This is a genomic window from Marinomonas sp. (assembly GCF_039940335.1).
GTDB lineage: Bacteria > Pseudomonadota > Gammaproteobacteria > Pseudomonadales > Marinomonadaceae > Marinomonas.
Genome location: NZ_JBDVGW010000013.1, coordinates 687,132 through 702,437 on the forward strand (window position 1 = coordinate 687,132; position 15,306 = coordinate 702,437).

Here is a 15,306-nt window from a genome sequence, read left to right on the forward strand (position 1 = left end):
CAATGGCATTAGATTTCAGCAAAGGTGCATTCAATGCCTTTTCATCGGGTAGCCCTTTCCAAAGTGTGACAATGAGCAAGGCTACGGAAACCAACAGCCAATGCGGTACCCTTCGAACAAAGCTAGACAAATATTTACCCGCGGAAGAAGAAACCGTAGTCGATCCGACACTTCCCAATGAAGTAAAAGTCACAAACTGTCAAATTGCATTGTTAAATTACGGTACCGGTGCCAACACATTGAACGCTCATGTACAAAGCCGACTCAATACCATGTTGGACGATCTGCAAGTGGCCAGCGCCGTGAAAGTCATTGATAGCTATATTAATGATGTACCAGACAGTTGCGCCAACATTAACACCATCATGGGTACCGCCGCAGGCGCAACGGATGATCTCTTGGCCGCTTCAACAAGCATATTGGATGAACTCGACCAAGGCATCATCAGCTTTGATTCAGGCACAATGGAAAAAGCAGACTTTGAAGATTTGCTGGATAGAGTCACCAGCGAACTTGGTAGTAATCTTACAGCCATCTTGGGCTTAATTAGCAATGAAGTGTCTATAGCACAAAGCCTTTACGACCAACACATGCAAATGGCTCAGTCGTTTAAATTATCTGCCTTGATTGATGACCCATGTGTGAGGCCATTTCTAGTGAGTTTAGCGGGACCTGAGCTTAGCCAAGTATTAGTGAGTGATTTTGGGATTGGGGATGTTTGAAAAACTATAAAAAAAGGAGCAAGTTATATGCTCCTTTTATCGACTCCCTTGTAGATTCTAAAGGGATTGTTCCTCTTCACGAATTTCAGCTAACACGCTACGAAGTTTTGACTTTCTCTCTTCAGTCCACTTAAATTGAGAGTCACCACCAACTGGAGCTGTAGCATGAAGGGCGCCATTTAATACAGCACTCTTAATGACACCATCTTTGTCGAAATCTTTTAGATCTACGATTTGTCCAGCTTGAAGTACATTCATGACTTTACCTCTATCCAATATTGCTTCCATAACCACTTTAGGATCAAAGCAATATGATCCTAAGTTGTTGTCATCACTGACAAAATTTAAAAATTTTATTTCTCCACCTGTATAAGGATCAGCTGTTGCAGCTGTTCCAATACAAGTTCTTGCACAACGGTTTTCTACCCAACAATGACATGCATTTATCCCACCAGACCCTGCAAACAAAGCAAGCATACGTTTAGAATGCTCATCTAGTAATGGATATTTTAGACCACAATCAAAAAGAACTTGATTATTCTTTTTATGTATTAATGTGAGAGATACAGTTCTGTCTTGGCTTATTTCTGTTCTTGGTATATCAACACCAAGATCTTCCTGGTTTAGCCAAGCTTTCCATTCGGATATTAATTCTAAGTCGCCAGCAAAAATAACACAAACAGTCTGTCTATTCGCAAGCTTCTCAAATTCTGTATTATCTACAAATAAAACATGGTTAACTAGACCAAGTCCATCTAAGTTGATAGACCATCTCGAATCTGTTGTTACTACTTTGCCATCGACATCATAAACAGTTGTCGTCATCCTCTTCCCTTAAGTTAACCTTATGGCGGTGGATTCTATAGCCTCACAAGTCAAATTTGAACTATTTTCCAATTATTTTCTATGTTTTTATTGCTTTTTTTGTAATTTTTACAATCATTTTTTTGACAAAACACATCTAATTTGTCACCAATTCATTGTTTTTAATCAGATTCCTTTAAAACTGATGAGCCTCATATTTTTATTCACTTCACCACTGGCAGTTCATCCGTTGGTTATTTTTCTGAGCAAGATGGCCTTCTATAAAAACAATTAACTAAATCTCTTGAAAAACTAAAAATAACCCTCAAAATGAACTGTATATTTATACATACTGTATAAATATACAAAATCCATCCCCAAAAAAGGAAGTAGAATGATGAAAAAATCTCTATGTATTGCCACCCTATTCGTAGCATCTTGCCAAGCCATGGCAGAAGCTCCAGTCAAAATGGAAGTTCCCTACAACAAAACTAGTTTCTGCATCTACGCTGGTACTGTGTATAGCGAAGGTAGTGTGATCAAAGTCAAAGACTCTAAGAAAGAAATTACATGCGTCAAGAACGCTAATGGCGCTTATTGGAAATAAGCATAGAGAGAATGTACACAAGGGGCATTTTGCCCCTTTTTAATGAGCTCCTGTAAACCCGCCTTTGCGCATGCTCAGATGCACTAGTCAGCCGCCTTTCGATACGATGTTTATTTCAATCACATAATATTATTAGTCAGTAAAATTGTGACGTGTCACGCTTTTACAAATGTTTTATAGTGCAAACACTATCACTACAAAAGCGGATGGACCCATGGACAGAAAAACCCCAAATTATGCGCTGGCCAGCAATAAGAAAAAGGCTATTTTCTCACTAAAAGGCATTCTACAAGGCGTTGCCGCAGATACGACACTCAATACAATGGAAGCGCTTTACCTCAACACTTGGCTTTTGAACTCTAAACCACTATGCGATGACCCAGACGCCATAGACCTACGAGAGTTAATTAACGATGCCTTAAAGGATGGCAAGTTCTCAGCGGAAGAACTCGACGATATAAACAACCTAATTTCTGACATCATAGAGTATCGATCCTATGAAGATATTACTGAATCTGACTACCTAAATGAGTTCTTGGGGCTGATTAGCGGCATTGTATCTGATGATCAAGTTAATGATGACGAATTATCTTACATCGTTGATTGGATCAACAATCATGCCGATTTAGTAGACGACCCAACGGTAAGGGACGTTGTAATAAAGATGGTCGAATTTTCAAAGATTGAAAGCCTCAATGCAAATGACGAGGCCACTTTACTATCATTCTTAAAACAAACCTCTGGCATTCAGTTTTTAGAAACAGGTGCTACCGACGTACACCCAATGGATCACATTGCCGACACAATAAACTCAATGGATCATACTGGCGCGCGAATTTGTTTTACTGGTGTATTTGATACAGGCTCCCGAAAACAGATAGAGACCATTGCCACAAGCCTTGGGGCTATCACTCGAAAAGACCCAAGTAAATCCATAGATTATGTGATTATTGGCTCGCAAGTTTCACCAGATTGGAAGCACACAAGCTTTGGTCGGAAAATTCAAAGAGCTATAGAGCTAAGAGAAAACGGGCATCCATTGACCATTTTAACCGAATCTCATTGGATCAATTTCATATGACAGAACCTAACCACCACTCTAGAAATCTAAAATTAGTCTCTATGTTTTTCATACTGTATTGGCTTCTAGAGCTCACCCCAACAGGTGACAATCAAATCCGACTACAGTTTATAAGTTATGAAATACATAACCCATCAATGCTGGCGCCCGTATCGTGGTTAATTTTAGTTTATTTTGCTGCTAGGTTCTGGCTTAGTTCACACGGCAGCACTTTGAAAGCAATATCTTCTCATCAGCGCTCAGAAATAACTAGATACATGGATAAAATACGCTTAAGCAACCCTAAAGCTATGGAAAAAATAATATCTAGAGCTGAAAGCACTTATAAGAAAAAACATAAAGCTAATTATGAAGATCTACGGAATAAAGAATCTACTTCTGATAATTTAAACAACAAGTATAAAGTTGCTGTTTCTAATAGCTGTAGCATAACTTGGCGAAGGTGCTCTTTAGATTCTCAGGCAACATATGAAGAAAAGGTTAGAGGTACAATGAGCGATCTATTTGCTTATAAATTTCAAACTCCTTTAAACTGGAATGAAACAATACTTCTTCGTATTATTGGGTTTATAAAATTTTTATATTCAAGTGAAAAAAGTCCAGATTATTTTTTACCGTGGTTCCTGTTTACTCTGGCGTTTATTAGCGCTTTGTTAATTCAGTTCGATATCACACCAACAATACTTACTGTCGAAATAATTGAAGTATCTGAGATAGAAATTAGCAAATAACACTAAAAAAACAGCGCCCCATCACTGGGGCGACTGTTTCCGCTCAATCATTTGCATTTCACTCTTGAACGCATGTTTATTGACTCCCACCTTTTGACGCTTCATAGGGGCCCGATCCTCGCCCTCTGACAACATTCGATTCTCACACTCAATAACAGCAACCCTATTCAACAATTCTTCAATGATATGCTTTGGTACCAGATAGCTTTCAACACGACCATGGCGAGCAATCGCCAAAGTTTCACCACAAGTTACCGCCGTGGCCAGCGTGCCATTATCCACTTGTCCTAGTGTTATCTTTTGCGCCTGCTCTATGTTTTCTTCGATCAAGTTCATCTTCTTATCCTGTCAATTTTAAAAAACGTGACGTGTCACGCTCATGGCTAAAGCCTTAATTTCTTCTCTTCACTCGTATAAAAGCATTGTGCATACCCTTTAAACCTTGCTGATCCAACTCCGTTTTTACATCCCATAGGCAAAGGTTCGTGGCAGAACTCGCAGGTACCAAGGCTCTTTTTCTCTTCCTGCATGCGCTCACTGTCTCGACGGATCAATGTGGCTATGTATTCATTCACATCATAACCACCGCGAAACAACCTAAGCTCTTCCAGCGAATCGCGCTCCGTTTGAGACAGCTTTATACGAACCTCTTGAATGCCCATGTCTGCATAACGCTCTTTGTCTTTAGCTCGCTTCTCCTGCTGACGCTTGGTGGCCTGCTGACGCTTCTTATCATCTTTGTCTTTCATGCCGCTATCTCAACACCTAAGGGCTTAAAGTTTGATACTGCCAACTGCTCAGCCAAAGGAGGACAAACGGCGTTACCACAACGAGCAACCTGATTTTTCTTTGACAGTTTCTTCCCTTGGCTATCGTGGCTAATCCTATAATTTGAAGGAAACCCCATACCTTTAAAAAGCTCGTATGGCTCCAACATGCGCAAGCCAATATCAATAATTTGGTACGCTGTTCCCTTCACCATGACCAAACCGAAACGATCACGTGTGGTAATGGTGTGCAACGGTTTATCAATCTCTTGAGCGCTCCCCGTTCCGTAATACTCGATAAGAAAAGCGCGTACTTCGCCAAGGTGAAAACCGCCAGCGGAAATAGTGTGCAAAGGTTCGTTAGTGCCGTGTCCTATATTGTCACCGCGAAACTTCACAATATGGCTAGTAACTAAAGCAAAATGACCACCTTTTACTTGCGCGCAAATCGTGCGTAATGTTTCGTTTATCGCCATGTTCCTTTGATTACTAGCATTGGCGTATTCAGTAATAAAACTAATCTTGGTTGGATCAGGGGCAAGAAATGGCGTTTCAGTGAAAGCGAATTTTTCCAAGCCTTTGGCAATACGCTTTAAAGAGTTTTCAGCCAATGGTTTTTTTCGTCCAAATATAGATTTCACGGGCAAATTCCAATCGATAATATCCGCCGCTGTTTTGTATGGTTTACGCCCATCCCCATGTGTTGGCTCTGGCCATACAATTGGCTCGCCATCTTTACGAGCAATAAGAAACAAACGACTTCTACTTGTTGGAACACCATAATCACACGCTTTCAAAACCCTCCACTCCACCTGGTAACCTAAACCTTGTTCAACCTTGGATAAATCAAAGTCTTCACCAAGTGCATGTTTTACGTCTTCAATGCTTGGATGGTCCAGAGCAAGTCCTGATGTTAATGCTGATATGAATGCGTTGAACGTTTCGCCTTTTCGCTCTTTGCACGGCTTGCCATCAACTACAGGTCCCCACGTTAAAAACTCTTCTACGTTTTCAAGCATAAACATACGAACAGGTACCAACGCAGCCCAACGAACGGCCACCCACGCCAAACCTCGAATATTCTTATTAACTGGCGTTCCACCTTTTGCTTTTGAAAAGTGCTTACAATCAGGTGAAAACCACGCCAGTCCAACAGGGTGACCATTACACGCTTCCACCGGATCAACATCCCATACAGACTCGCAGTAATGGCGCGTTTCTGGATGATTCATTTTGTGCATGTCAATGGCTTCTTGATCGTGATTAATAGCAATATCAACATGACGGTTTAGACCGAGCTCCAAGCCTGTACTAGCGCCACCGCCGCCTGCAAAATTATCGACTATGATTTCTTGTTTCACGTTCACACCTCTTCTTTTTTCGCTATGCCGTCGTTTTCGGTCCAGTGCTCCACATCACTTTGGGTTCCTAACTCTTCCGCGTTTCTCTTCCCCGCTATCAAGTCGTTAATGGTTTCAATGCAACCTTCACAGCCACAGAAATCACCACCACATTCGCAAGATTCTTCACAGCCGTGCCTTTCGATAGAAAAGTCTTTTACCTTCAAGCAGTCTTGGCATAACACTTTTTCGCCTACTTCATACATGGTCACACCCCTTTAATGTCCAACTGCTCTTGTTGCTCAATGATCTTTCTGGCCATATTCACCACGTCAGTTTGAGGCGGGTTGATGTAGTGCTTAAATTCCATACCAAAAACAGAGCGCGCACCGCATCCGCTCTCACCTATGCATTGCACGTAAAGCTCTTTGTAAAACACGTCTACTATGTCTTTTGCCAGATCATTGCTGTTGGTAATGATCGCTTTCCCTTTACACCTGGGGCATCTAACCCGTACTGACATATTGGCCACCTCCACCATAATCGGTTGGCTCATTTCTAAGGCCGAAACTCGGCCCCGTACACTTATTGACACGAGTCCAAGGGATGGCTTCGCCATCCTCTAGAGAAGAAGACCCAGAGCCAGACGTTTTTTTCTGCACCGTCCACTCATGAAGTCGAGTTACCAAAACTTCTATCCCTCTTTTTACACCTCTAACTGTCTTCACCATTTCGCCATATTGATTTTCTTCTTCCTCGCTGTAATAGGTTTTCAATGTTTGATTTCGTCCTGCAAACACTCCGCCCATTAGCTTTACGAATCCGCCAAAGTCCGCACGGTTTGCAGCGTGATAAATGTCTTTGAAATATTCAGGCGCTTTGTCTTTACCCAATCGACGTAGTTCGCGCCACACGGTCACGGATGCACCACCAACAAATTGAAATTGACGAATACGATTTATGCGCGCCCAAGCAACAATGCGTTTGGCCGCATCGCTACCGCTTCGGCCTGTTTCTAGGTCGGTATCAACGTGTTTACCGTGGATGTTTTTAGAAATGTATTTGACGATGTAACCCACTGCCGAACCCTTGGCTGGATCAATCTTCTTAACTTCAACACGGTACTTTTGTGCACCGGCTTCGTTGCCGTCTTCTTGCAGAGCGTAATGATGAAACGCCTCCAAGAATTTTTCTGACTGCTTAGGATCAACCCACAGCATCAAATGCCAATGTGGGCATCCGTCATGATGCGGCTCAACGGTTCGCAACCCATAAAACGGAATTTCATGGCGTTTACACCAAGCACGGAATCGGCGCCAAACACCGTTTAAATATTTATGTGCATTGCGCACTGAAGGGCACCCCGCACGCCAGAACTTCTTATTCCTTTTTCCTTGTGAAATAGGGTGATATTTAGAGGGTGCGGTTAATGTGAGGAAGTAACCTTGGTGACCAAATTCCTCAGAGATTTCTTCCAACCCCTTAGCGCGAACAACCATTTCTGCGAATCGGTTATCTGGATCTGAAACGCCCTTTTTGGACAGTTCTGCCAATGTAAAAGACTGTCCTAACTCGTTGATGGCTTCCCACCCCTCCAAGAACGCCTTATTATTTTCAATCTGTTTTTCCGCTTTCCTTAATCCCCAGCCAGATACATAAGGTGACTTATAGCGCTCAACTTCACCGCACTCCCTTAATATATCTTCAACAATTAGCCATTGTTTTTTTGCTTGGCGAGTCCACCATTCTGGCGTGATCATCCGGGCCATGAAGCCCAAGACTTTGTCATTGTCGTCCCATTCATCGAACTTAATACCAACTTCAACAAGTTGCGATTGCATAAAGCCTTTTACTGCTTCAATGCCGTTTTCAACATAGATCCCCATCATCTCAACTTCAAAATAATTACTGCGCTTTTCAGCCCATGACGCCAATTGCTCGCCATCAAATTCCGTAATCATTTTGTCGCAAAAATGCAGGCGCTTAACCACATTGCGCAACCACGCCATGGTCGTGCCTTTTGGCTCTTTACCGCGCACTTCCAACTCATGCAAACGGTCACACTCTTTACCAATAGGTGCTCGCATCACGGTCACTTTTGCCAATAGCTCAAAGCGTTCAACAACACCTCGTAACCAAGTATTGGCCGCAACATAACCCTTTGATAGGTCCAACTCGTCAAGACGCTTTTGCAAAACAGTAGCGTCCTCAAGACTTACACCGTTCAGCAATTCTTTACGCCATTCCAAACACTCTTCTGTTGGAGTCGAATCAAACATGCGCAATTGCCTCCACACCATCTAACGCACGGAAACTTTTAGCAATATCACGCATCACAATGTCATAGCTTGAATGCCCATCGAACAAACCTGCCACTCGTTCCAACATAATCATTTTATTCGCCACAGCATGTGCCGTAGCATTCACGGTCCAAGACTGAGTAAAATGCGGCCCAATCACATCACGCATGGTCCCCTTCTCCAGTAACAAGAAACGATCCAATTCCCCTTTTACAGCGGCATTTACCATGCGCATCATCATGTCTAATTCAAAACAGCAAAGAGGGTGCTGGGATTGCTCAAAGAAACCATCAAACGAATACGGTTCACGCTCCACAGAATTAGAATTAAAAGACGGCCTCTCGCGCAATTTCATCAATGTGTATTCTGGTGACCAAACACGCATAAAGGTTTCACCTGCTATACCGCCTCGATCAATTTCATGACAGACGAACATCTTCGACCAGTGGTTGCCGATCAGCCGCAACACGTTTAATTCCGCTGTCGTGAACGAAAATAAAATTGACTGAACTTGGCTGAGTTTCTGTGGTTGTGCTGTCATGTTGTTGAACCTCGATTGCTTTCTTTTCTTCTTTCCACGAATGCCAAATCTTTTGGCGGATTTCCTGCGGCGGCATCTTCTGCAGCATGGCTTTTAGCTGTTCGAATGACAGCTCAAGGGATGTTGTAATTTGCATTTTTCGTCCTCCCGATTCATGGCGTCTAACTCCTTTCCGCTCACTAAAAATTCCGAATGGCCGCACGCTGGGCAAAACGCCTCAGCCCCGACGAATCCTAGCCATCCACCAAGCTGGCTTTTCTTTCCCTTCCAGCCACAATCAATGCAAACATAGGGTTCAGAGACGTCCTTTATAGCCGCTTCAAACTCTTGAATTTGAGCCTCACGAACTTGATGATTTATCTTTGCTGACATCATGAAAAAACCACTTTAAATAACAGGTACATTTCCCCAACACTGCAAACAGTGATCAACAGGGCCGATGCCACAACCAACGCCAAGCGGAGGTTATGCCTTTGCTTAGCTGTTTTATCCGTAAAATTAAAAGGCATATCTCACTCCTTAATTAATGAACGATTTGATTGGAAAAGCGTTCATTTAGCTCCTGCTTCAGCAGCATATTTTCCGCTCTTAATTCATCAATATGCTTTTCCCATTTATTCAGCGACTGCTCATATTTCGTTAACAGACGGTCATAATTTGAATATTTAAGTTCCAGTGATTCGCCTTGGGCTGTCAGCCACCCCACTAACCAATCTCTGAAAGGCTCGGCATCAGCCAATATTTCAACCTTAACCTCTTCAATCTTCACACCTGCTTTATAGGCGTTCATGCCTTGCTCAAATGTCCACTTCATTGAAATACTCCAAATGTAAAACAAGCCTCGATCACGCTTCCGGCAACAAGCAGTGCTGCAGTAACAAGAATCAACTTATCCAGCTTTGTCATGTCACCTCCATAATATTGAAAGCGACTATCTGGCCATGGCCTGAAAGTCTGGGTTTCCGTGAGCCAGCACCGCGATTTCAGTCCTCTGCAATGACTCCTGAGCTTCACGAATCTCTTTCAGAATTTTGCTACGCTCGCGCTCGGTCAAACGGTTATCTGCCATCGCATCTTGCACAGCCGAAAACACATCACCGCACTCTTTACCGTTCGCAACGACAGCTTCAACAATCGAGCAAGGTGCATCTTTAAGGGCGTTCAAAATGACAGAACCCTGCATGGCACGAAGCACCACATCATTCCCGGTAACGAGTTGAATGGCGTGGAGTTCGTGAACAGTGAGCTTATTGACCGTATTGTTCGGATTGACCTTGTTAATCAAGACCTGGTGACTCATGCCTAAAGCCGCGGATATTTCTTTTGATGATAATTTGGACTGGTGCACGAGATCGTGCAGCGCTTGTTGAAAGTAATCCATCGTCATTTTCTCCCCAGAAAATCAAATGTTTTAGTGTTTAGGCTGATTGCTTATGCTTGGTTTCATAAAGTGATGGGTCGTACTTAAGCACCCCATTAGTAATTCGCTCTAGTCTTAACGCCTGCTTCTCAGGAATTAGTTCTGGCCATTGCGAAACAGCGCCAGAGGTAATGCCCAGAGCAGACCAAATTGCAGTCGAAGTTTTAAAGTGCTTGATAGCATCGGATTTAAACATCTTATTTTTCTAACCTCCATTCTTACTTTTGTAAGAATATATACTCATGAAAGTAATACAGTCAAGGTTTATTATTCTAAGAATGGAAACTTCAGACCGCATAAGACAACGACTCAAAGAACTTGGCCTAAAGAGCGTTGATATATCAAAGGCCACTGGCATCTCTAGTGGAGGGGTTAGTCATTGGCTAAATGGCAACTCAAAACCAAGAGGTGGAAATCTTATTAAGTTATCAAAGCTGTTAATGTGCCAACCCGAATGGCTACTGACAGGCGAAGGTGCGATGGATGACGTTCACCCAGACCTAAAAAGAGCAGAGGCGTATGAAAACAATACCCCCGCTGCATCAAATGAAGTCTTGATACCATTTTTTGAGGAAGTTCAATTGGCTGCGGGAGTAGGCTTAGCAAGCATTTTTGACAGTACAACCGAAAAAGCACGCATTAACCTTGATGTACTAACCACTCAAGGAGTACCTTCAAGTGCTGTTGTATCATGCCGAGTTTCTGGAAATTCAATGGAAAGTAAAATTGTTGATGGTGCCAAAATATTCATCGACACACGGACCACTAGAATAATCGACGGAAAGATATACGCCCTTGAGTATGGAGGTTTATTAAGAGTGAAATATCTTTTCAGGCTTCCATTCAGTGGTGTTCGCATCCGATCCGAGAACTCAGAAGACTACCCTGATGAGGATTTAAGCCCAGAAGAAGCAAAGCATCTTCGTATTATTGGCAGGGTTTTTTGGCAAGAAGCCGCACTCTAAGCCTCACTTAAAAAGCACTTTCTATAAACCGCCTCTCTTGGCGGTTTTTTTATATCCTTAAAATCTCTTATTTTTCTCAACTCAACATAAAATCTTATTTTATTAAGTTTTTATGTTGACTTGCATTTTCTTAATAAACTAAACTTCTTGTCATTCATAACCAAGACACAAGGAGTCACATCATGACAACACCAATCATCAACGCCATGAACAACGTGGACTTTCTAGACTTCGTTCAATCTCGCGATGCCAGCGGTAGGCTTCAAAAAGCCTGCGAAGACTTCTTTACCGATTACCACGGCCAAGATCCAGAAACCCAACTCAATACCATTCCACGCCGCCATTTAGTTGCCTTATGGCGCTTCTTTGTCGCCTACACGCTTGGCCTTCCTCCATACGGTTTCCAAATGGATTTAGCTTTTCAAAATGGTTACCAAGCACCATGGGAAACGGAAGGACTTAAAAAGCTAATCACGGAACAGCATGAATCGACTATCAACCAATCTTCCAACCAAGCCGCATAAGGAGAAGACAATGAACACAAACACACCAATCACGCCTGTTTCTGGCTACTTAACTTCTAGCCAATTATGCGAACGCTTTCTGATTTCTACGCGCACACTTTTCCGCTGGCAAAGTAAAAAGACGAACCCACTCCCAGAGCCAACGATCCGCCCAAGCGGGACGTACAACTTGTGGTCTGCAGATGAAATTTACGAATGGGAAGAAAGAGAAAAAGCGCTTTCTAAGCAACGAAGCAAGAATCACTAAAGTGAAAAGTGCCAGTTAAGAATCCGACCTCTTAACTGGCAAGACAAAACCAACCATAGGAATTAATTATGTCTAGCTCTGATTATAGCGTCATCCGAAACACAAAGTTAAGCGACTTCCACAGATTACCAGCTGAACTCCAAAGCCGGTTCCTTGCCACCTGCCCGCACTGTGTACGCGTGGCTTTAAACAAACTATCTAACTAAGGATTCTCTTTATGAACAATCAACCATTAGCCAAAGGCCGTGTTGTCTACGCCGCAGATTACTACCCAACCCAAGAGCGCGATGCTCAAGGTAAACCAAAAATGAAAGCACGCTACGCACCACTTGGCCGCGCAACCTTATGGCCAGCCGAGCAACAAGGGGAAATGCCACAAGTAAGCATTGAATTAGACTCTTTACCAATTGGCTCAAACGGTGCCATCAAAATGTCCGTATTTTGGGACACCCCAAATCAGAACCAGCAACCCGCCCCACAACAACCGCCACAGCAACAACAAGGCTACGGCCAACCACAATCTTATGGTGGTTGGGGCAACCAGCCACAACAACCAGCACCACAACGCTAAACCTCTATTTCAGACGCAAAAAAGCCGCTATTAGGCGGCTTTTTAGGAGTGTAAAAATGATCCCACAAACAATCATCAACAAGTTTCAACTCGATTGCCTAGGCCTCAATTTTTCTGTTTTGCATGATCAAGGTGAATATCGCCACTTTCAACTGAACCATCCTGAATCAAGCCTTAACATTGAAATTATCACCTGGCCTCACCACGTTCAAATAACAGGTAGCTATGGCTATTATTTGTTCAGCATTTCCAACTATATCGACATGCTGAAACTCCTATCATCTTCATTAACCCTAGCTGGTTTCCGATCAGCACTAGTACCCGAGCAAATCTACTCACCAACGGTTAAATTCTGGAACCCTACCGCTTTTAAAAAAGCAGTTTATGAATTTCTTGATAACAACTTAGACACTATTGAATACCTGCTAAACGATGAAGAGGAGCAAAACCGAGTGAATGCGATCCGCTCAAACGTTGCTCTAAACGTCGAAAACATTTCCAGTGAAGAGGCTGCGAACCACTGGATCTCAACCTACGATTATCAAAACTTTCATTTCGAGTTTTTTCACGAATACGACTGCACCTCTTTCACCAACAACTTCATGCTGGCCTGCTTAGCCATCACCCACATATCTAAACTTTATTCAGCCACTTCACAGGAACGTGCCCAATGACAGCGTTTAAAACAATTACAGAACCATGCCCAACATGTGGTGGCGACTCAATCCAACGTACTGGTTTTTTTGAAGCATGCGCACCTAACTCAGAAGAGCTTTCTATCAAAATGCATTCAATTAAAAAAGCAATCAAAAATTACTACCTAGCTTTAGATCGGGGCGATACCCCTCTTATTTTCCAAATCAAAGCTTTTAGAGAAATTGAAGAAATTCTAATGATGAACTGGAAACCTGGCGCTACAACTCGCTACCTAAACAAGCACCCAAAACTTAAAGAGCTTTACCCAAGCTTGAGCACATTAAAATATTCAAGACTAGAAGCCTTAATAGATCAAGTTAAAGCAATGCATCACTCTCCAGAAAACACTGAACACGAATGGCTTTTTTCATGGTCCACACCAACCCAAAAAAACTACCTTTCAGATGAGGAATCCCTTGAGCTCATGAGCAAATCATGGCGACACTTCCGCGTACACTGCAAAAGAAACGATATCGAACTTCAGGGCTTCCAGCTACTTAGCACTACCAAAAACAACAAGTACCCTGTCTTTGTAACGGCGCTTCTTATTCACAATAGGAGCTTAGAGAACATAAAAGATATGCTTTCCAGTCAATTCGATAATTCTGAGTGGCATCTTATCTCAATCCAGATGGAATCAAAGGAAGACACTATTGAGTTCATCGAAAGGTATTTCACCAAACTCCACCCACCCATATCAGCAAAGATCATCAGCTGTATAGCAAGCGATAGCACCATCTTTCAGCCATCAAAATAAGCAAGCTATAAACACAAAATCCGCCATTAAGGCGGATTACTTCTACGAGGATAAATGCCATGTACAAAATAGGCTATCAAAGCGTTACGCCCAGCAGCATGAAAAGCCGCATCAGTACCCAAAAAAATCCTAGGCTTAGTATCGACTATTGATTTAAACCCTTCACTTTTTAATTTTGTCTACTAATTTTGAGAACTGCTCAATTCCATCAAATACAGGAATAGAAGAATCATCACTAGAGAAAATATTTGAAAAAATCATTTCTTCAAACCGCTCCAGCGTGCTTCCATTTTTTTCTTTAAGATCAACCGAATACTCAGCATAACTTTGTATAAACCTACACAGTGTCATTCTTATTTCAATTTGAGAAATTTGAGACCTTACTCCTTTATAATTAGCCAGCAACACTCTAAAAAAGTATGTAGCCACAACGAATAATGATATTGTGGGAAGCAGTGTCAACAATCCATGCCCTATCAGCTCTTTGTTCAACCTAGCTAGTTCAAACATCCAATATAGTTCAGCAAATATAGGAATAACCATAGAAGCAGCCGACAATCTTACCCATACAACCAATTTCCTGCTCTCTGCTTTTTTCTCCTGTAATAGTTTATTGAACCCTTCGCTTAACCCAACGAAATTGAACCCTTCCTTATAGCTATCTAGTGCATCTTTCAGATCATTAACTCGCTTTTCTTTCTCCTTAACTTCCTTTTCCCATCGAGCATAAATATCTTCAGAGGTTGATGCCCATGATGCAACATCTCTTATGTTTTCAATATGACTATTATTAAGTACTGATCTCAGAATCTCTACAGGTAAACTTCTATCAATACTTTCAATTTTGTGCTTTATATTTCCAGGAAGACTGCGATAAATTTCATCTTCAAGACTTTTTAATTTTTCTATTTCTTCATCGATAGAAGAGCCACATGTGGTATAGAGTTCTGTTAGAAAAGTGTGAAAATATTCAAAAGGCGCAAAAATATTTACCACCTGATTATTCATACTTATACCACTCATGGATTTTTCAAAACCACTATTGTTATTTTCGATACTATATTTACAACCTTCATTCCACTTATTTGGATTGCTAAGCATGCTATCTATGATTAACAAATAGAATCTTGTAATCTGGAAATGAGAACTATCTTTTTTATCTATGCCCTGAAGGACAACTCTCGCTCTTGCTAGAATTTGCTTAGTCTTCCCTTCTTGAAAATAATTATCCAT

The 15,306-nt window shown here is 42.0% G+C and carries 23 protein-coding genes; 10 read left to right on the top strand and 13 right to left on the bottom strand.

The genetic code is table 11. The features are described 5' to 3' along the window. The first annotated feature begins 2 nt into the window (after positions 1-2). Complete coding sequence (locus ABJF92_RS12980; RefSeq protein WP_446816206.1) at positions 3-722, top strand: DUF7217 family protein; 720 nt, start codon at positions 3-5, stop codon at positions 720-722. 57 nt (positions 723-779) lie between these two features. On the opposite strand, the gene ABJF92_RS12985 is transcribed toward ABJF92_RS12980, so the two are convergent. Then, positions 780-1,547 carry a hypothetical protein gene (locus ABJF92_RS12985; RefSeq protein ID WP_446816207.1) on the bottom strand — a complete coding sequence of 256 codons (768 nt, stop codon included), beginning with the start codon at positions 1,545-1,547 and terminating at the stop codon, positions 780-782. Positions 1,548-1,920: 373 nt separating this feature from the next. Here ABJF92_RS12985 and ABJF92_RS12990 point away from each other — a divergent pair, with 373 nt between their 5' ends. From ABJF92_RS12990 to ABJF92_RS13000, 3 genes are all read left to right on the top strand, one after another. Beyond that, positions 1,921-2,133, top strand: coding sequence for a DUF1496 domain-containing protein (locus ABJF92_RS12990; protein WP_446816208.1), 213 nt, complete (start codon positions 1,921-1,923; stop codon positions 2,131-2,133). A gap of 214 nt (positions 2,134-2,347) precedes the next feature. Beyond that, positions 2,348-3,214, top strand: coding sequence for a BRCT domain-containing protein (locus ABJF92_RS12995; protein WP_446816209.1), 867 nt, complete (start codon positions 2,348-2,350; stop codon positions 3,212-3,214). Beyond that, a complete protein-coding gene (locus ABJF92_RS13000; protein WP_446816210.1) occupies positions 3,211-3,945 on the top strand; it encodes a hypothetical protein in 735 nt (244 codons plus the stop codon). The genes ABJF92_RS12995 and ABJF92_RS13000 overlap by 4 nt, the downstream gene beginning before the upstream one ends. Positions 3,946-3,966: 21 nt before the next feature. Here the strand turns inward: ABJF92_RS13000 and ABJF92_RS13005 are convergent, their stop codons facing one another. The 11 genes from ABJF92_RS13005 to ABJF92_RS13055 all read right to left on the bottom strand — a co-directional run bounded on the left by ABJF92_RS13005 (position 3,967) and on the right by ABJF92_RS13055 (position 10,509). Then, positions 3,967-4,281, bottom strand: coding sequence for a hypothetical protein (locus ABJF92_RS13005; protein WP_446816211.1), 315 nt, complete (start codon positions 4,279-4,281; stop codon positions 3,967-3,969). A gap of 47 nt (positions 4,282-4,328) precedes the next feature. Continuing rightward, positions 4,329-4,694 (bottom strand): hypothetical protein, encoded by a 366-nt coding sequence (locus tag ABJF92_RS13010; RefSeq protein WP_446816212.1) that lies wholly within the window; start codon positions 4,692-4,694, stop codon positions 4,329-4,331. Next, a complete protein-coding gene (locus tag ABJF92_RS13015; protein WP_446816213.1) occupies positions 4,691-6,073 on the bottom strand; it encodes a DNA cytosine methyltransferase in 1,383 nt (460 codons plus the stop codon). The genes ABJF92_RS13010 and ABJF92_RS13015 overlap by 4 nt, the downstream gene beginning before the upstream one ends. Before the next feature lie 2 nt (positions 6,074-6,075). Beyond that, positions 6,076-6,318 (bottom strand): hypothetical protein, encoded by a 243-nt coding sequence (locus ABJF92_RS13020; protein ID WP_446816214.1) that lies wholly within the window; start codon positions 6,316-6,318, stop codon positions 6,076-6,078. A 2-nt stretch (positions 6,319-6,320) separates the two neighbouring features. Beyond that, entirely contained in the window at positions 6,321-6,575 is a 255-nt protein-coding gene (locus ABJF92_RS13025; protein WP_446816215.1) for an ogr/Delta-like zinc finger family protein, read from the bottom strand. Further along, positions 6,559-8,331, bottom strand: coding sequence for a replication endonuclease (locus ABJF92_RS13030; protein WP_446816216.1), 1,773 nt, complete (start codon positions 8,329-8,331; stop codon positions 6,559-6,561). The genes ABJF92_RS13025 and ABJF92_RS13030 overlap by 17 nt, the downstream gene beginning before the upstream one ends. Beyond that, a complete protein-coding gene (locus ABJF92_RS13035; protein WP_446816217.1) occupies positions 8,324-8,893 on the bottom strand; it encodes a hypothetical protein in 570 nt (189 codons plus the stop codon). Before ABJF92_RS13035 ends, ABJF92_RS13030 begins: the two co-directional genes overlap by 8 nt. A gap of 93 nt (positions 8,894-8,986) precedes the next feature. Next, complete coding sequence (locus tag ABJF92_RS13040; RefSeq protein WP_446816218.1) at positions 8,987-9,268, bottom strand: hypothetical protein; 282 nt, start codon at positions 9,266-9,268, stop codon at positions 8,987-8,989. Between the two features lie 148 nt (positions 9,269-9,416). After that, complete coding sequence (locus tag ABJF92_RS13045) at positions 9,417-9,707, bottom strand: hypothetical protein (protein ID WP_446816219.1); 291 nt, start codon at positions 9,705-9,707, stop codon at positions 9,417-9,419. Between the two features lie 117 nt (positions 9,708-9,824). Further along, positions 9,825-10,280, bottom strand: a complete 456-nt coding sequence (locus ABJF92_RS13050; protein ID WP_446816220.1) for a phage regulatory CII family protein — start codon at positions 10,278-10,280, stop codon at positions 9,825-9,827. Positions 10,281-10,311: 31 nt separating this feature from the next. Then, positions 10,312-10,509, bottom strand: a complete 198-nt coding sequence (locus ABJF92_RS13055) for a Cro/CI family transcriptional regulator (protein ID WP_446816221.1) — start codon at positions 10,507-10,509, stop codon at positions 10,312-10,314. 46 nt (positions 10,510-10,555) lie between these two features. On the opposite strand from ABJF92_RS13055, the gene ABJF92_RS13060 reads away from it, so the two are divergent. The 6 genes from ABJF92_RS13060 to ABJF92_RS13085 all read left to right on the top strand — a co-directional run bounded on the left by ABJF92_RS13060 (position 10,556) and on the right by ABJF92_RS13085 (position 14,073). After that, positions 10,556-11,278 carry a S24 family peptidase gene (locus ABJF92_RS13060; protein WP_446816222.1) on the top strand — a complete coding sequence of 241 codons (723 nt, stop codon included), beginning with the start codon at positions 10,556-10,558 and terminating at the stop codon, positions 11,276-11,278. A 182-nt stretch (positions 11,279-11,460) separates the two neighbouring features. After that, a complete protein-coding gene (locus ABJF92_RS13065) occupies positions 11,461-11,802 on the top strand; it encodes a hypothetical protein (protein WP_446816223.1) in 342 nt (113 codons plus the stop codon). A 10-nt stretch (positions 11,803-11,812) separates the two neighbouring features. Continuing rightward, complete coding sequence (locus ABJF92_RS13070) at positions 11,813-12,049, top strand: hypothetical protein (RefSeq protein WP_446816224.1); 237 nt, start codon at positions 11,813-11,815, stop codon at positions 12,047-12,049. A gap of 217 nt (positions 12,050-12,266) precedes the next feature. Beyond that, complete coding sequence (locus ABJF92_RS13075) at positions 12,267-12,620, top strand: hypothetical protein (RefSeq protein WP_446816225.1); 354 nt, start codon at positions 12,267-12,269, stop codon at positions 12,618-12,620. 56 nt (positions 12,621-12,676) lie between these two features. Continuing rightward, positions 12,677-13,294 carry a hypothetical protein gene (locus ABJF92_RS13080; protein ID WP_446816226.1) on the top strand — a complete coding sequence of 206 codons (618 nt, stop codon included), beginning with the start codon at positions 12,677-12,679 and terminating at the stop codon, positions 13,292-13,294. Then, on the top strand, positions 13,291-14,073 hold the full coding sequence (locus ABJF92_RS13085; protein WP_446816227.1) for a hypothetical protein: 783 nt from the start codon (positions 13,291-13,293) through the stop codon (positions 14,071-14,073). Before ABJF92_RS13080 ends, ABJF92_RS13085 begins: the two co-directional genes overlap by 4 nt. A gap of 162 nt (positions 14,074-14,235) precedes the next feature. Here ABJF92_RS13085 and ABJF92_RS13090 read toward each other — a convergent pair whose 3' ends face one another. Then, positions 14,236-15,306, bottom strand: coding sequence for a hypothetical protein (locus ABJF92_RS13090; protein WP_446816228.1), 1,071 nt, complete (start codon positions 15,304-15,306; stop codon positions 14,236-14,238).

Excerpts from the sequence above, each read along its gene's own strand:
- ABJF92_RS12980 (WP_446816206.1), top strand. The coding sequence starts at position 3 with ATGGCATTAGATTTCAGCAAAGGTGCATTCAATGCCTTTTCATCGGGT.
- ABJF92_RS12985 (WP_446816207.1), bottom strand. The coding sequence starts at position 1,547 with ATGACGACAACTGTTTATGATGTCGATGGCAAAGTAGTAACAACAGAT.
- ABJF92_RS12990 (WP_446816208.1), top strand. The coding sequence starts at position 1,921 with ATGATGAAAAAATCTCTATGTATTGCCACCCTATTCGTAGCATCTTGC.
- ABJF92_RS12995 (WP_446816209.1), top strand. The coding sequence starts at position 2,348 with ATGGACAGAAAAACCCCAAATTATGCGCTGGCCAGCAATAAGAAAAAG.
- ABJF92_RS13000 (WP_446816210.1), top strand. The coding sequence starts at position 3,211 with ATGACAGAACCTAACCACCACTCTAGAAATCTAAAATTAGTCTCTATG.
- ABJF92_RS13005 (WP_446816211.1), bottom strand. The coding sequence starts at position 4,281 with ATGAACTTGATCGAAGAAAACATAGAGCAGGCGCAAAAGATAACACTA.
- ABJF92_RS13010 (WP_446816212.1), bottom strand. The coding sequence starts at position 4,694 with ATGAAAGACAAAGATGATAAGAAGCGTCAGCAGGCCACCAAGCGTCAG.
- ABJF92_RS13020 (WP_446816214.1), bottom strand. The coding sequence starts at position 6,318 with ATGTATGAAGTAGGCGAAAAAGTGTTATGCCAAGACTGCTTGAAGGTA.
- ABJF92_RS13025 (WP_446816215.1), bottom strand. The coding sequence starts at position 6,575 with ATGTCAGTACGGGTTAGATGCCCCAGGTGTAAAGGGAAAGCGATCATT.
- ABJF92_RS13030 (WP_446816216.1), bottom strand. The coding sequence starts at position 8,331 with ATGTTTGATTCGACTCCAACAGAAGAGTGTTTGGAATGGCGTAAAGAA.
- ABJF92_RS13035 (WP_446816217.1), bottom strand. The coding sequence starts at position 8,893 with ATGACAGCACAACCACAGAAACTCAGCCAAGTTCAGTCAATTTTATTT.
- ABJF92_RS13040 (WP_446816218.1), bottom strand. The coding sequence starts at position 9,268 with ATGATGTCAGCAAAGATAAATCATCAAGTTCGTGAGGCTCAAATTCAA.
- ABJF92_RS13045 (WP_446816219.1), bottom strand. The coding sequence starts at position 9,707 with ATGAAGTGGACATTTGAGCAAGGCATGAACGCCTATAAAGCAGGTGTG.
- ABJF92_RS13050 (WP_446816220.1), bottom strand. The coding sequence starts at position 10,280 with ATGACGATGGATTACTTTCAACAAGCGCTGCACGATCTCGTGCACCAG.
- ABJF92_RS13055 (WP_446816221.1), bottom strand. The coding sequence starts at position 10,509 with ATGTTTAAATCCGATGCTATCAAGCACTTTAAAACTTCGACTGCAATT.
- ABJF92_RS13060 (WP_446816222.1), top strand. The coding sequence starts at position 10,556 with ATGAAAGTAATACAGTCAAGGTTTATTATTCTAAGAATGGAAACTTCA.
- ABJF92_RS13065 (WP_446816223.1), top strand. The coding sequence starts at position 11,461 with ATGACAACACCAATCATCAACGCCATGAACAACGTGGACTTTCTAGAC.
- ABJF92_RS13070 (WP_446816224.1), top strand. The coding sequence starts at position 11,813 with ATGAACACAAACACACCAATCACGCCTGTTTCTGGCTACTTAACTTCT.
- ABJF92_RS13075 (WP_446816225.1), top strand. The coding sequence starts at position 12,267 with ATGAACAATCAACCATTAGCCAAAGGCCGTGTTGTCTACGCCGCAGAT.
- ABJF92_RS13080 (WP_446816226.1), top strand. The coding sequence starts at position 12,677 with ATGATCCCACAAACAATCATCAACAAGTTTCAACTCGATTGCCTAGGC.
- ABJF92_RS13085 (WP_446816227.1), top strand. The coding sequence starts at position 13,291 with ATGACAGCGTTTAAAACAATTACAGAACCATGCCCAACATGTGGTGGC.
- ABJF92_RS13090 (WP_446816228.1), bottom strand. The coding sequence starts at position 15,306 with ATGGATAATTATTTTCAAGAAGGGAAGACTAAGCAAATTCTAGCAAGA.